The organism is Capnocytophaga leadbetteri (assembly GCF_003054025.1).
In the GTDB taxonomy this organism is placed as follows: domain Bacteria; phylum Bacteroidota; class Bacteroidia; order Flavobacteriales; family Flavobacteriaceae; genus Capnocytophaga; species Capnocytophaga leadbetteri.
Genome location: NZ_QBKG01000006.1, coordinates 58,102 through 71,642 on the forward strand (window position 1 = coordinate 58,102; position 13,541 = coordinate 71,642).

A 13,541-nucleotide genomic window follows, 5' to 3' on the forward strand; every position below is an offset into this window, starting at 1 on the left:
TTGATTGATTGCTATATGTCATTATTTTACTATCTTTGCCCCCCAATATGAGATTTTTCACCTTCATACTTAGCTTATATCTGTTGGCACTCACTGGGCTGCCCTGTACGGATATGCTTGAAGGTAAGGAGTCTTCAGCTTCTTATGAATTTGTAACAGCCCCAACTGGGGAACACTCTCATTTTCATTTGGATAGCTGTTCACCTTTCTGCATTTGCACTTGCTGCCAAATGGTAATCAGCACGCCCACTACTTATGAGGCCTTAACCATTGCTCAAGCCACCGCAACCATTCCCTCCTATAGCTATCCCCTGACCGTATGGTCTTCGAACTGCTATGGGAATATCTGGACTCCTCCCAAGATATAGTCTTTTCTTTCTTCATCTCAAGTGATTGTTCATTAGTCATCTCACCCATCATTAGTCATTAACTAATCATTAATTCTTATTAGAAATGTTAGACAAAATCATACTATTTAGCATCAAAAATAAGCTATTTGTAGGATTCATGACCCTTATGCTTATTTTTTGGGGCGTATGGAGTGCTACAAGGCTCCCCATTGATGCCGTTCCAGATATTACTAACAACCAAGTACAAATCATCACCTCTACCCCTACTTTGGCCTCACAAGAGGTAGAGCAACTGGTTACTTTTCCTATTGAGCAAGCCATCGCCAATATTCCTGGGCTGGAGGAAACACGCAGTATTTCCCGCTTTGGTCTCTCGGTCATCACAGCCGTCTTTAGCGAGGATATGGACATCTACTTTGCCCGCCAGCTAGTCAATGAAAAGCTCAAGGAGGCACAGGAGCAAATCCCTCAAGGCATAGGCTCGCCCGAACTCTCACCCGTGAGTACCGGACTGGGGGAGGTATATCAGTATATCATTCGCCCTACGGAACAGAGCAAAAACAAATATTCCGCCAAAGACCTCCGCACCATGCAGGACTGGATCGTGGCTCGCCAACTCTATGGTACCAAAGGAATAGCCGAAATCAACAGCTTTGGAGGCGAACTCAAACAGTATGAGGTGGTTATAGACCCCGATCGCCTCCGTGCCATGGGGGTGAGTGTCAGTGATATTTTCACTGCTTTGGAGCAGAACAACCAAAATACAGGAGGTGCCTATATCGACAAGCGCCCCAATGCCTACTTTATCCGAGGAATAGGCATGGCTCGCTCCCTTGAAGACATAGGCAATATAGCCGTAGGCAAGCACACCCCTCCCCTCTTTATCAAGCATGTAGCCGAGGTACGCTTGGGCAGTGCCCTCCGCTATGGTGCCCTTAGCTATAATGGCGAGGTGGATGCCGTAGGTGGGGTAGTGATGATGCTCAAGGGCGAAAACAGCCACGAGGTAGTCAGTCGTATCAAAGAAAAACTGCCCACCATACAGCAATCCCTACCTGAAGATGTAGTGATAGAGCCATTCTTAGACCGCACGGACTTGGTACAACGCGCCATCCATACAGTAGAGAAAAACCTCTTAGAGGGGGCGCTGATTGTCATCTTCATCTTAGTACTTTTCTTAGGGAACCTGCGTGCCGGACTGATTGTTGCCACGGCCATTCCGCTCTCCTTGCTCTTTGCCTTAGGAATGATGAACCTCTTTGGAGTAAGTGCCAACCTGATGAGCTTGGGAGCGATAGATTTCGGAATTATCGTAGATGGATCGGTTATCGTGGTAGAAGCAGTGATGCACCACTTGGCGATCCGAAAGAACCACCAACGACTTACCCAAGCACAAATGGATGAGGAGGTATTCCATTCCGCTTCCAAAATACGCAGTAGTGCCGCCTTCGGAGAGATTATCATCCTGATGGTGTATATTCCCATTCTTACCTTGGTAGGAGTAGAGGGCAAGATGTTCCGCCCTATGGCACAAACCGTCGTCTTTGCTATTTTGGGTGCCCTGATCCTTTCCCTGACTTATATCCCTGCCATGAGCGCTTTGCTCCTACCTAAAACAGTAAGTGACAAGCGCAGTTTTGCCGAGCGAATGATAAGCTGGCTCTACCGTCACTACCAACCGCTCTTTGTCCGTTCTATCCGCCTTAGGGGATGGATAATAGGCAGTACCGTGGTACTGTTCGTTCTTGCGGTAGGCATTTTCAGCCGTATGGGAGGTGAGTTTATTCCACAACTACAAGAAGGCGATTTTGTTTTTGAATGTATTCTGCCACCGGGCACTTCCCTGAAGCAGAGCTTGGAGACTTCCATGCAGGCCTCTCGCCTGATTCGTGAGTTCGACGAGGTGAAAATGGTGATAGGCAAAACAGGTTCTGCCGAAATACCTACCGATCCTATGCCGCTGGAAGCCTCCGATATTGTGATCGTACTCAAGAGCCAAGACCAATGGAAAAGTGGTCGCTCCTATGAGGAATTAGGAGATGCCATCATTGAGCGGCTCAAGGATATTCCTGGGGTCTTCTTTGAGAAAAGCCAGCCTATACAAATGCGTTTCAACGAATTGATGACAGGTGTCAGACAGGATGTAACGATAAAAATCTTTGGAGAAAACATGGATACCCTCGCCCACTACGCCCAAAGAGTAAGCCAACTTATCCAGAAAACAGAAGGTGCTACCGCCCCACAGGTCGAAAAAGTAAGCGGACTTCCGCAAATCAATGTTACTTACGACCGTGTGCGTTTGGCCAACTACGGACTTTCGGTGCAAGAGGTCAATGAGGTACTCAGTACCGCCTTTGCTGGTAAGAAGGCTGGGGTTGTCTTCGAGAACGAACGAAGGTTCGACCTTGTGGTACGCCTCGATAGCCTCCATCGTACCGGAATTGACGATGTACAGCATATGATGGTAGCTACCGAAAATGGGCAGGTGCCGATGAGCCAATTGGCCACTATCAAATATGAATTAGGCCCCGCACAAGTAAGCCGTGAAGCAGGCAAGCGCCGTATCGTCATTGGCTTCAACGTGCAAGGGCGCGATGTGCAGAGTGTGGTGAGTGATATAGAACAAAAATTAAAGGGCGTAAAGCTCCCTACGGGCTATTACTTTACCTATGGCGGTCAGTTTGAGAACCTACAACAAGCCACCGACCGACTGCTCATAGCCGTGCCTGTAGCCCTACTTTTAATATTTTTCTTGTTATACCTTGCTTTCCACTCTATAAAACAATCATTGCTCATCTTTAGCGCTATCCCGATGAGTGCCATTGGGGGCGTATTTGCCTTGCTTCTTCGGGGAATGCCTTTTAGTATTAGTGCGGGTATTGGTTTTATCGCGCTCTTTGGGGTAGCAGTGCTCAACGGTATAGTGCTTATTGGCACTTTCAACCAGCTGAAAAAAGAAGGAATGACCAACCTTTTGCATCGCGTGATTACGGGTACCGAAATGCGTTTACGCCCTGTGCTAATGACGGCTATGGTGGCGAGCTTAGGTTTCCTACCTATGGCACTCAGTCAAGGAGCAGGAGCAGAAGTACAACGCCCCTTAGCTACAGTGGTTATTGGGGGGTTAGTATCGGCTACCTTCCTCACCCTCTTCGTGCTTCCGTTGCTTTACATCGCTTTCAATAGTACCTTTTCTTGGCGCCGTCCTTCAGCTAAAGGACTGGTGATTATCGCTGTGCTCCTTAGCCCCATTGCCCTACAAGCACAAACCGTTTACAGCCTAACTGAAATAGAGCAAATAGCCCTCGAAAACAATGGGCTTATCAAGGCGGAACGACTCAAACTACAAGAGGCTACCGCCAAAGAGCGCACCGCCTGGGAGCTTCCCAAAACCGAACTTACAGGGCAGTTTGGCCAGTATAGCAGCCCCGAGAAAGATCTCTCGGTAGGTATATCCCAGTCTATTCCTTTCCCTACGGTATTCAGTGCGCGCAAAAAAAGCTACCTGGCAGAGACGCAACTACAACAAGGAAAAGTAAACCTTCAGGAAAATGAACTTAAGCAACAGGTGCGTACCCTATACCAACAATTGCAGTACTTAGCCTTCAAGCAGCAGCAACTCTTACAGCTCGATAGTCTTTTCAATGATTTTATCCGTATTGCCCAGGTACGTTTTAAGGCAGGTGACACCAAGAAAATAGACATCAACACCGCACAGGTAAAAAAAGGAGAGATTACCCTCTTGCTAAAGCAAAACCAAGCCTTGGCACAGACGGCTTATCGCAACCTGCATAGCCTTATGCAAACCGAAGCGGACTTTACCATCGCCACCTCCACTGCATACGAACCTTTGTTGCTAAAAGAGACCTCTGCCCCCAGCCTCTCTCAGCACCCCTTAGTACAGCTAAGCTACCAAGAGGCTACCATCGCCCAGAATAATCAGCATTTGGAGCGTGCCCAAGCCCTACCCGATCTTACTTTGGGCTATACCAATCAGTCCCTCATCGGAATGCAAACCATCGGTGGAGTAGAATCCTACGCCGATAGAAGCCAGCGCTTTCACTTTGCCACCGTGGGGCTATCAATTCCGCTCTTTACCGCCACTCACACCAAAGTAAAAGCCTACGAATACCAAAGGCAAGCCGCCTTAGAGCAAGCTAAGCAAACAGAAAAACAGCTCAACACCCGATGGATCAATCTGTGGGAGAGCTACCAACTGAATTTGCAAAAGTATCAGTTTTACAAAGACGAAGCCCTCCCTGAAGCACAGCGCATCGTAAAGGCCAACCAATTGGGCTACAGTGCCGGTGAAATAAGCTATGTAGAATACCTCTATACCCTACAGACAGCTGTAGATACTCGCTTGGCATTCCTTGAAAGTATAGAGGCGCTCAATCAAAAAGTAATAGAACTCCAATCCCTTTTAAATCAGTAACACACATGAAAAAATACAGTATAAAAATCGCTTTTATCCTTATCTCACTCTTCACTTTATCCGCTTGTAATAATAACACCTCTACCACTGACCACCAGGAAGCGGAAGAAGAACACCACTACGAAGGAGGAAATACGACCACCCTGACCCAAACGCAAATCAAAACGGTAGACATTCGCCTGGGGCATATAGAACAAAAAGCCCTTACCGCTACCCTGAAAGCCAATGGAGTACTGAGTGTGCCTGCCGATTATCAGGCAAAGGTATCGACCATATATACAGGGATTATCCAAAGTGTAAAGGTAGAAATAGGCACCTATGTCCACAAAGGGCAGGTAATTGCCACCATATCCAATCCCGATTTTCTACAACAGCAACAGCGCTTGCTCACCGTAAATAGCCAAATCGAACTTGCCCAGCAAGAGCTTGACCGCCAGCAGATCCTCTACGAAGGGAATGCTGGTACTGGTAAGAACCTACAAGCCGCTACTACTCAGCTACGCACTCTCCGTACCGAAAAAGCTTCGCTTGAAGAACAAATACGCCTAATGGGCTTAAACCCTCAAACACTCACCGATAAGGGAATGCAATCTACTTTGGCGATAGTGGCTCCTATTAGTGGGAATATCAGTGCGGTATATACTAACAAAGGGGCTTATATAGATGCCTCCACCCCTATTGTGGAAATCATCGACAACAGTTCGCTACACCTGCACTTGCAAGTGTATGAGCGTGACTTGCCTTACATTAAGGTAGGACAACAAGTGCACTTCAACCCTACCAATAACACCTCTCGCGAATATGATGCCCAAGTGTATAACATTGCGGCTTCGTTTGAAAACGAAAGCAAAAGCATCATTGTACATTGCCACGTAGAGGGTGACAAACAAGGGCTCATCAATGGAATGAATGTAACAGGGGTTATCAGTCTTGACAAACAAACGACCCCTGCTGTACCTAACGAGGCTATCGTAGAGGATGCTGGTAAATCCTACATTTTTCTGGTAACCCAAACTTCGGATAAAGAAACCTCTTTTGAGAAAGTGGAGGTAGTAAAAGGAGCTTCCGAAAGTGGGTATACTGCCATTGCCCCAGTAAAACCGATCGCCCCCGAGCAAACAATCGCTACCAAAGGCGCCTTTTTTATCAATGCTACCTTGGTCAATAGCGACGAACACGAAGACTAAACTAATGAACATCTTGAGAGATCTTATTTCTCTTCTGTGGAAGGATGCCCCTTTCTTCCTTCATCTCACCGCCGAGCATCTGCTCATCTCGCTCTCCGCCATAGCCATAGCTACCCTTATAGGGGTGCTATTGGGGATCTTTATCAGCGAGTACCGCAAGTATGCCGTTTGGCTCTTGGGGGCTGTGAATGTGCTCTATACTATCCCCTCTATCGCTTTATTGGGTTTCTTTATCACTATTACGGGGGTAGGGAACCTCACGGCTCTTATTGCTCTAATACTCTATGCTTTACTGCCTATTATCCGCAGTACTTATACGGGTATTACCCAAATCAATCCGCTGATTGTAGAAGCTGCAGAGGCAATGGGTAGCACCCGCGGGCAACTACTTTGGAAAATCAAACTTCCTTTAGCCCTGCCTGTACTAATGTCGGGCATTCGGAATATGGTAACGATGACCATTGCGCTGGCAGGTATTGCCTCGTTTGTAGGTGCTGGGGGCTTGGGGGTAGCTATCTACAGAGGTATCACGACCAATAATAGTGCGATGACCCTCATAGGCAGTGTGCTGATTGCGCTCTTGGCTTTAGGTTTTGATTTTCTTTTGGCAAAAGTAGAGCAACGATTGGTACACCGTGAAGTTGCCTATAAACGCAATCCGCTAAAGCTGGTAGGGATAGGAATTTTGGCACTGCTCATCACTCTCTTCTTCGTGCTTTCGCCTAAGAAAACAAAGGATATACATATCGCTACCAAACCGATGACTGAGAGCTATTTGCTGGGGCAGATGCTTTCTTTGCTTATTGAACAAGACACGGGGCTTTCGGTGCGACTGACCAATGGCGTAGGGGGTGGCACCTCTAACATTCACCCTGCCATAGCGCGTGGAGAGTTTGATATGTACCCCGAGTATACCGGCACCGCGTGGGAAGCAGTTCTCAAACGCAAAGACCCTTACAACGAGAACAAGTTTGCTGACTTAGAAACTGCCTATAAAAAGCAATACGGATTGGAATGGGCTAACCTATATGGCTTCAACAATACTTATAGCTTGGCAGTAAGCAAGGAAATGGCTCAAAAATACCAGCTCAAAACCTTTACCGATTTGGCTAAGGTGAGTGAGCGACTTATCTTTGGGGCTGAATACGACTTCTTTGAGCGAGAAGATGGTTACAAAGCACTACAAGAGGTATATGGGATGCTCTTTAGAAAGGTACTCGATATGGATATCGGACTGAAATACCAAGCGATGCGTGATAAAAAGATTGACGTTATGGTGGTTTTCACTACCGATGGACAGCTATCGGTAAGTGAGGTGGTGGTACTGCAAGACGACCGTAATATGTACCCCTCCTACAAGGCAGGCACAGTGGTACGCACCGAGCTACTGACCACCTACCCCACCCTGCGCACTACTTTGGCAAAGCTGAACCAGCTAATAGACGATAGCACGATGGCGCACCTCAACTTCTTAGTAGAAACTGAAAGAAAACGACCTGAAGAAGTTGCTAAGAACTTTCTGCTACAAAAAGGACTTTTAGACCCACAACGATGATTACTTTTTCTGATATACACAAAAATTATAATGGTAAGGAGATTATTGCTGACTTGAATCTGACCATTGAAAGCGGTACTTTCCTCACCATCATAGGCACTTCGGGCTCTGGTAAAACCACCGTGCTGAAGATGATTAACGGGCTGGTATTGCCTGACAAAGGGGAAATACGTATTGACGACAAGAATATTGCAGACGAAAACCTCATTGCCTTGCGCCGCAACATAGGTTATGTAATTCAAGGTAATATTCTCTTTCCGCACCTGAGCGTGGCAGAGAACATAGCCTATGTGCTTGTCCTAAAGAATTATCCTAAAAGCGACATCAGCCGTATTGTTGCTGAAAAACTACGGTTAGTAAACCTCGCTCCTGAACTGGCTAAGCGTTTTCCGCACGAGCTATCAGGAGGACAACAACAACGGGTGGGGATTGCAAGAGCCTTAGCTGCTAATCCTAACATCATACTAATGGACGAGCCATTTGGAGCGTTAGACAGCATCACCCGCAAGCAGCTACAGTGCGAGCTAAAAGCATTGCATCAGCTTTCAGGGGCTACTATCGTATTTGTTACTCACGACATAACCGAAGCCTTAACACTGGGTACCAAAGTATTGGTGTTGGACAAGGGTGTTATTCAGCAATACGACACCCCCGAAATGATTAAAAGCAATCCTGCTAATGATTTTGTAAGACAATTGGTTCATTAATAATTTATAAAAATGAAAGCTATCGTTATCCATCAAGCGGGCGATGCCCAGCAGTTACAAATAGAAGAACGTCCTATCCCAGCACTCAAAGAGGGTTGGACGTTAGTAAAAGTAAAAGGCTTCGGCATCAATCGTTCGGAGATATTCACGCGGCAAGGACACTCACCTTCGGTTATTTTTCCGCGTATTTTAGGCATTGAGTGTGTAGGGGTAGTGGAAGCTACTACCAGTCCTACTTTGCAAAAAGGGCAGACTATTGTTTCGCTAATGGGTGAAATGGGCAGGGCTTTTGACGGTAGTTATGCCGAATATACCCTCTTGCCCAACGGACAAGTATACCCCATAACCACTACACTGAGTTGGGCGGAACTTGCTGCGATACCCGAAACCTACTATACTGCCTTTGGCTCTATGCAAAACTTGCAACTCAAACCTACTGATACCGTACTGGTGCGTGCTGCTGCCAGTGGGGTAGGCATTGCTTTTTTACGATTGGTAAAAGCTCAATATCCTACGCTGAGGGTAGTAGGTTCTATCAGAGGTAATAACACTGAGAAAGCAGCTGTACTCTTGGGGTTGGGTTACGATACTATTATCGCCGATAATGATAACGTTTTGGCTACCGATGAGTGTTTTGATAAAATATTAGAGTTGGTGGGACCTGCAAGTATTAAGGATTCATTTGCTCACATAAAAGAATATGGCATCATCTGTGCTACAGGACTTTTAGGCGGTAAGTGGTATTTAGAGGACTTTGACCCTACTCGCGACCTCCTACACAATGCCTATCTTACCATTTTCTATTCAGGTACTGTAAATGCCGAAAAGATTACCCAGTTATTTGCTTATATTGACGAACACGATGTACCCGTTGCTCCCGAAAAAGTATTTACCTTAGAAGAAATAGTTGCTGCTCATCAATATGTTGAAAGCAGTGCAGGTTATGGTAAGGTGGTGGTGTGCATTAGCTAAGAGGAAAACGCTTACAGATTTTGTTGAAGACTTTAAAAAACTTTCACTTTCTGAACTTTCTCCTATAATAAAGCTATTAGAGCAACTAGAAATAGAGAAAATACATATAAATGGTGACTAAAATAAATAGATGATGACAATTATTAATATAGAAAATCATTTAGATACTTATAAAGATGAATATTTCTTAGTGGAAGAATCTACAGGAAATATATATTATCAATATAAAGGGGAAAAGAAAGTATTTATAAACTCTGATAAGGATTCTTTTAACAAATGTTTGTTCGCATATAGTAACTTTGTGAAAAATAATAACTTTACTCTCGTTACTGCTGAAAATATTATAAATATCTGTAAGAAACATATTCAATATACTGATTTTATTATTCAAAAAGATTTTTTAGGAGCCAAATCTTTCTTTTGGCAAGAAAAATTATATGATATAGCCATACTTATAGAGGATAATTATTCGATTCTATCTCCTTATAAAGACTTTTTTCTTTTTTATGAAACAAAAATGTATATCAATAGTAGTATTGCAGAAATCAATACCTATCAGGAATATCAAAATATAGACAAAGAGTCTGTTATTCGAACGATACAAACTATTTATACAAACCTTCCCATCGAAAATTTACACACTATACAATTAAAAGTAATGGAACTTGTCTTGGTTTCTGTCTACGGAAAAGCTCGTTTTGATGATTTTCTTCTCAGAAGAGAGAAAAGAATCAAAGAAATAATGGGTATTTAAAATAAACCCTCCCCACTGGTAAAGAATACTATAAGCGGGGAGGGTTTTCATTCACTTCCTCAATTTATATACAAATTTCTTGTATTTGTATCATCCTATTTGCCAAAAACGCCGTACTTTTGCCCCGTAAAACAGAGGAATATTACAAATGATGTATGGTTTAATTAGCAGCCTATGAAACTTCTTCAATTTATAAAAAACTGGACGCTCCCTATCTCTATGGGTATAGGGGCAGTGGCGTATTTGGTATTTTACTATGTACCAGCTTTGGAAGGGGCTTCGCAGTGGTTTGCCCCTATATTCAACAGTATATTGCCGTTGTTTATGTTCCTCATTCTCTACGTAACTTTTTGCAAGGTCGATTTTAGGAAGATAGCCATCGTACCTTGGCATTGGTGGATGGTAGCAGTGCAATGCCTATTAATAGGCATAGGCGTGGGGGCTATTCTCCTCTTTGGTATAGTAGGTAAGGAGCTGATTCTTTTGGAAAGTATATTGGCTTGCATTATCAGTCCGTGTGCCGCAACGGCAGCCGTAGTAACCCTCAAACTCGGTGGTAATTTAGAGCAAATGACTACTTATACCTTTGTTTCTAATCTGCTCTGTGCCTTGCTTATTCCGCTATGCTTTCCGTTGATAGAACCCGCCTCGCAAATGACCTTCTGGAGTGCTTTTGTGCTAATAATGCAGAAAGTATGCTTAGTGCTGGTTGTACCAATGCTATTAGCCTTGCTCACCAAGAGCCTACCCCTACTCCATCGTTTTCACCAATGGCTCATACATATACCCGACCTTTCTTTTTATCTATGGGGTTGCTCGCTAATGATTGTAACAGGCACTACCCTGAAAAATATCTTTCACGCGCAAACCTCTGTCAGCTTTTTGCTATTCATCGGTATTTCGGGCTTAGTAGTATGCCTATTGCAGTACGCCATAGGGCGACGTATAGGGAGCTTTTTTTGCTCTTCGATAGAAGCGGGACAAGCTTTAGGGCAAAAGAACACCGCCTTTGCTATCTGGATAGCCACAACCTACCTGCACCCTCTTTCTACAGTAGGGCCTGGTTGCTATATTCTATGGCAGAATATTATCAATTCTATAGAAATCTGGAAACGAGGAAAGTATGAAGCGTAAAAAAGGGTCTGTTAACATAGCAACTTACTGATTATTAACATCCCCCACCCCCTTTCGAAGGGGTAAATGTGATAGTCAGTATAACTACTGAAAGAAAACTAAATTTGCTAATTTGCTAATTATTTTATACTTTTGCCGTCTAACTTATCTGCTATCTCACTTAATATAATAACAAAGAAAACACAATGAAATCAGAACAAGAACTTGCTGAATTTTACGAACGACTTAAAAAAGAATTAGTAGAGACCTCTCTTTTCCCTACTAAATACCTATACAAATTCATAATTCCTGATGATGAAGCTAAATTAGTGCAACTAAAAGACGTTTTTAAAGAAACAAGTGCTGAAATTAGTACGCGTCCGTCATCAAATGGCAAATATATAGGTGTTTCGGTAAGCCTAACCGTTAAAAACCCTGATGAAGTAATTAAATATTACAAAGAAGCTGGCAAAGTAGAAGGTATTTTATCATTATGACGACATTAGAATACAATACAGAGCGCCCTGCGCTACTCATACCTGAATATGGTAGGCACATACAGAAAATGATAGAGAAAGCGGTGCTCTTAGAAGACCGCAACGTGCGCAACCGCACTGCCCGTAGTATCGTAGCGGTGATGGGGAACCTATTTCCGCACCTACGCGATGTGCCTGACTTTCAGCATAAACTATGGGATCAGCTGTTTATAATGTCTGATTTTAAGTTAGATGTAGATTCGCCATACGAAAAGCCTACCCGCTCGACCTTGTACAAGCGTCCTGACCGGTTGCAATATCCGCAGGCACACCCTAAATACCGTTTTTATGGCAATGTGATTATCCGTATGATTGAGACCTGCTGTAAGTGGGAAAAAGGCGAACTGCGAGAGGCGCTAGAGTACTCGATAGCTAACCATATGAAAAAGAGTTTCTTAACGTGGAACAAAGAATCGGTAGATGATAGCGTAGTATTTGAACATTTGTACGAACTCAGTAGGGGTGAGATAGATTTGCGACGTCGCAAAGAAGACTTGACTGATAGCCAGTCGCTTATACGTACAAAAATGAATCTGACCAAGCGTACCCCTACTACTACCCCCCACTACGGACAAGGGCAACAAAAGAAAGGATTTACTAATTATAAAAAGAATAACAATGGGCGTTTTCAAAATTGAAGGAGGGCATACTCTTAAGGGTGAAATCACTCCACAAGGAGCTAAAAATGAGGCTTTGCAGGTGCTTTGTGCTGTACTACTGACCGACCAGAAGGTTACCATTCACAATATTCCTGATATTTTAGATGTAAACAAGCTCATTTCGCTGCTCGAGAACTTAGGAGTGAAAATTCAAAAGCTCGGCAAGGGCTCTTATTCATTTCAGGCAGACGAGATAAACCTCAACTATCTGAAATCGGAGGCTTTTTATCACGAAGGACAAGCCTTAAGAGGGTCGATACTAATAGTAGGTCCTCTCCTTACGCGCTTTGGAGTAGGCTATATGCCTAAACCAGGTGGCGATAAGATAGGTAGACGCCGCCTTGACACCCATTTTGATGGCTTTATAAAACTCGGAGCCCACTTTGAGTATGACGAAAGTAACTTCACTTATAGCGTGGTAGCTGAACGACTAAAAGGTACTTATATGCTATTGGAAGAAGCATCGGTAACCGGTACCTCTAACGTTATTATGGCAGCTGTTTTGGCTGAAGGCAAGACCACAATCTACAACGCTGCTTGTGAACCCTACGTACAACAGCTATGCCGTATGCTGAACGCTATGGGGGCTGATATTCAAGGTATTGGCTCTAACCTAATCACCATAAATGGCGTAACCCAATTGGAGGGCTGTAGCCATACTATTCTACCCGATATGATAGAAATAGGTAGCTGGATTGGCTTAGCGGCAATGACTCGAAGCGAGATAACTATCAAGAATGTAGGTTGGGAGCATTTGGGCATTATACCTACGATATTTCGCAAGTTGGGTATTTCCTTTGAAAAAGTAAATGATGATATACACATACCTGCGCACACAAATGGTTATGAGATACAAAACTATATTGATGGTTCGATACTTACTGTAGCCGATGCTCCTTGGCCTGGCTTTACCCCTGACTTACTTAGTATTATATTAGTGGTGGCTACCCAAGCGAGAGGTCAGGTGCTTATACATCAGAAAATGTTTGAAAGCCGCTTGTTTTTCATCGATAAACTGATAGATATGGGGGCTAAAATTATACTCTGTGACCCCCACCGTGCTACCGTGATAGGTAACGATTTCAGGTCGCCTCTACGTGCTACACTGATGACCTCACCCGACATCAGAGCTGGTATTGCACTACTAATAGCTGCTCTTTCAGCTAAAGGTACTTCTACCATTTACAATATCGAACAAATAGACCGAGGCTACGAAAATATAGACGAAAGACTAAGAGCTCTTGGGGCTAATATAGTAAGGGTGAATTAACTA

11 protein-coding genes are annotated in these 13,541 nt (G+C 44.1%); all 11 read left to right on the forward strand.

What is annotated here, in order from left to right; translation table 11 throughout:
- Positions 1–47: 47 nt before the first annotated feature.
- The 11 genes from C8P65_RS12400 (at position 48) to murA (ending at position 13,538) form a co-directional block, all read left to right on the forward strand.
- Positions 48–368, forward strand: a complete 321-nt coding sequence (locus tag C8P65_RS12400) for a DUF6660 family protein (RefSeq protein WP_107782157.1) — start codon at positions 48–50, stop codon at positions 366–368.
- 85 nt (positions 369–453) lie between these two features.
- Positions 454–4,785 carry a CusA/CzcA family heavy metal efflux RND transporter gene (locus C8P65_RS06785; RefSeq protein ID WP_107782158.1) on the forward strand — a complete coding sequence of 1,444 codons (4,332 nt, stop codon included), beginning with the start codon at positions 454–456 and terminating at the stop codon, positions 4,783–4,785.
- Between the two features lie 5 nt (positions 4,786–4,790).
- Entirely contained in the window at positions 4,791–5,972 is a 1,182-nt protein-coding gene (locus C8P65_RS06790; protein WP_107782159.1) for an efflux RND transporter periplasmic adaptor subunit, read from the forward strand.
- Positions 5,973–5,976: 4 nt separating this feature from the next.
- The gene (locus C8P65_RS06795) at positions 5,977–7,527 is read left to right on the forward strand and encodes an ABC transporter permease/substrate-binding protein (RefSeq protein WP_425430560.1); all 1,551 of its coding nucleotides are present in this window, start codon (positions 5,977–5,979) and stop codon (positions 7,525–7,527) included.
- Positions 7,524–8,234: an ATP-binding cassette domain-containing protein gene (locus C8P65_RS06800; protein ID WP_107782160.1), complete on the forward strand. Its 711-nt coding sequence runs from the start codon at positions 7,524–7,526 to the stop codon at positions 8,232–8,234. Before C8P65_RS06795 ends, C8P65_RS06800 begins: the two co-directional genes overlap by 4 nt.
- A 12-nt stretch (positions 8,235–8,246) precedes the next feature.
- Complete coding sequence (locus tag C8P65_RS06805) at positions 8,247–9,206, forward strand: zinc-binding dehydrogenase (RefSeq protein ID WP_107782161.1); 960 nt, start codon at positions 8,247–8,249, stop codon at positions 9,204–9,206.
- A gap of 130 nt (positions 9,207–9,336) precedes the next feature.
- The gene (locus C8P65_RS06810) at positions 9,337–9,960 is read left to right on the forward strand and encodes a hypothetical protein (protein ID WP_107782162.1); all 624 of its coding nucleotides are present in this window, start codon (positions 9,337–9,339) and stop codon (positions 9,958–9,960) included.
- Positions 9,961–10,134: 174 nt separating this feature from the next.
- Positions 10,135–11,094 (forward strand): bile acid:sodium symporter family protein, encoded by a 960-nt coding sequence (locus C8P65_RS06815; protein WP_107782163.1) that lies wholly within the window; start codon positions 10,135–10,137, stop codon positions 11,092–11,094.
- A 185-nt stretch (positions 11,095–11,279) separates the two neighbouring features.
- Complete coding sequence (locus C8P65_RS06820; protein WP_107782164.1) at positions 11,280–11,570, forward strand: DUF493 family protein; 291 nt, start codon at positions 11,280–11,282, stop codon at positions 11,568–11,570.
- Entirely contained in the window at positions 11,567–12,247 is a 681-nt protein-coding gene (locus C8P65_RS06825; RefSeq protein ID WP_107782165.1) for a DUF4290 domain-containing protein, read from the forward strand. Before C8P65_RS06820 ends, C8P65_RS06825 begins: the two co-directional genes overlap by 4 nt.
- Positions 12,228–13,538 (forward strand): UDP-N-acetylglucosamine 1-carboxyvinyltransferase, encoded by a 1,311-nt coding sequence (gene murA / locus C8P65_RS06830; protein ID WP_107782166.1) that lies wholly within the window; start codon positions 12,228–12,230, stop codon positions 13,536–13,538. The genes C8P65_RS06825 and murA overlap by 20 nt, the downstream gene beginning before the upstream one ends.
- The last annotated feature ends 3 nt before the right edge of the window (positions 13,539–13,541 follow it).

Bases quoted from the DNA above. Each gene is read 5' to 3' on its own strand.
- C8P65_RS06825 (WP_107782165.1), top strand. From the start codon at position 11,567: ATGACGACATTAGAATACAATACAGAGCGCCCTGCGCTACTCATACCT.
- C8P65_RS06820 (WP_107782164.1), top strand. From the start codon at position 11,280: ATGAAATCAGAACAAGAACTTGCTGAATTTTACGAACGACTTAAAAAA.
- C8P65_RS06805 (WP_107782161.1), top strand. From the start codon at position 8,247: ATGAAAGCTATCGTTATCCATCAAGCGGGCGATGCCCAGCAGTTACAA.
- C8P65_RS06815 (WP_107782163.1), top strand. From the start codon at position 10,135: ATGAAACTTCTTCAATTTATAAAAAACTGGACGCTCCCTATCTCTATG.
- C8P65_RS06790 (WP_107782159.1), top strand. From the start codon at position 4,791: ATGAAAAAATACAGTATAAAAATCGCTTTTATCCTTATCTCACTCTTC.
- C8P65_RS06795 (WP_425430560.1), top strand. From the start codon at position 5,977: ATGAACATCTTGAGAGATCTTATTTCTCTTCTGTGGAAGGATGCCCCT.
- C8P65_RS06800 (WP_107782160.1), top strand. From the start codon at position 7,524: ATGATTACTTTTTCTGATATACACAAAAATTATAATGGTAAGGAGATT.
- C8P65_RS06785 (WP_107782158.1), top strand. From the start codon at position 454: ATGTTAGACAAAATCATACTATTTAGCATCAAAAATAAGCTATTTGTA.
- murA (WP_107782166.1), top strand. From the start codon at position 12,228: ATGGGCGTTTTCAAAATTGAAGGAGGGCATACTCTTAAGGGTGAAATC.
- C8P65_RS06810 (WP_107782162.1), top strand. From the start codon at position 9,337: ATGATGACAATTATTAATATAGAAAATCATTTAGATACTTATAAAGAT.
- C8P65_RS12400 (WP_107782157.1), top strand. From the start codon at position 48: ATGAGATTTTTCACCTTCATACTTAGCTTATATCTGTTGGCACTCACT.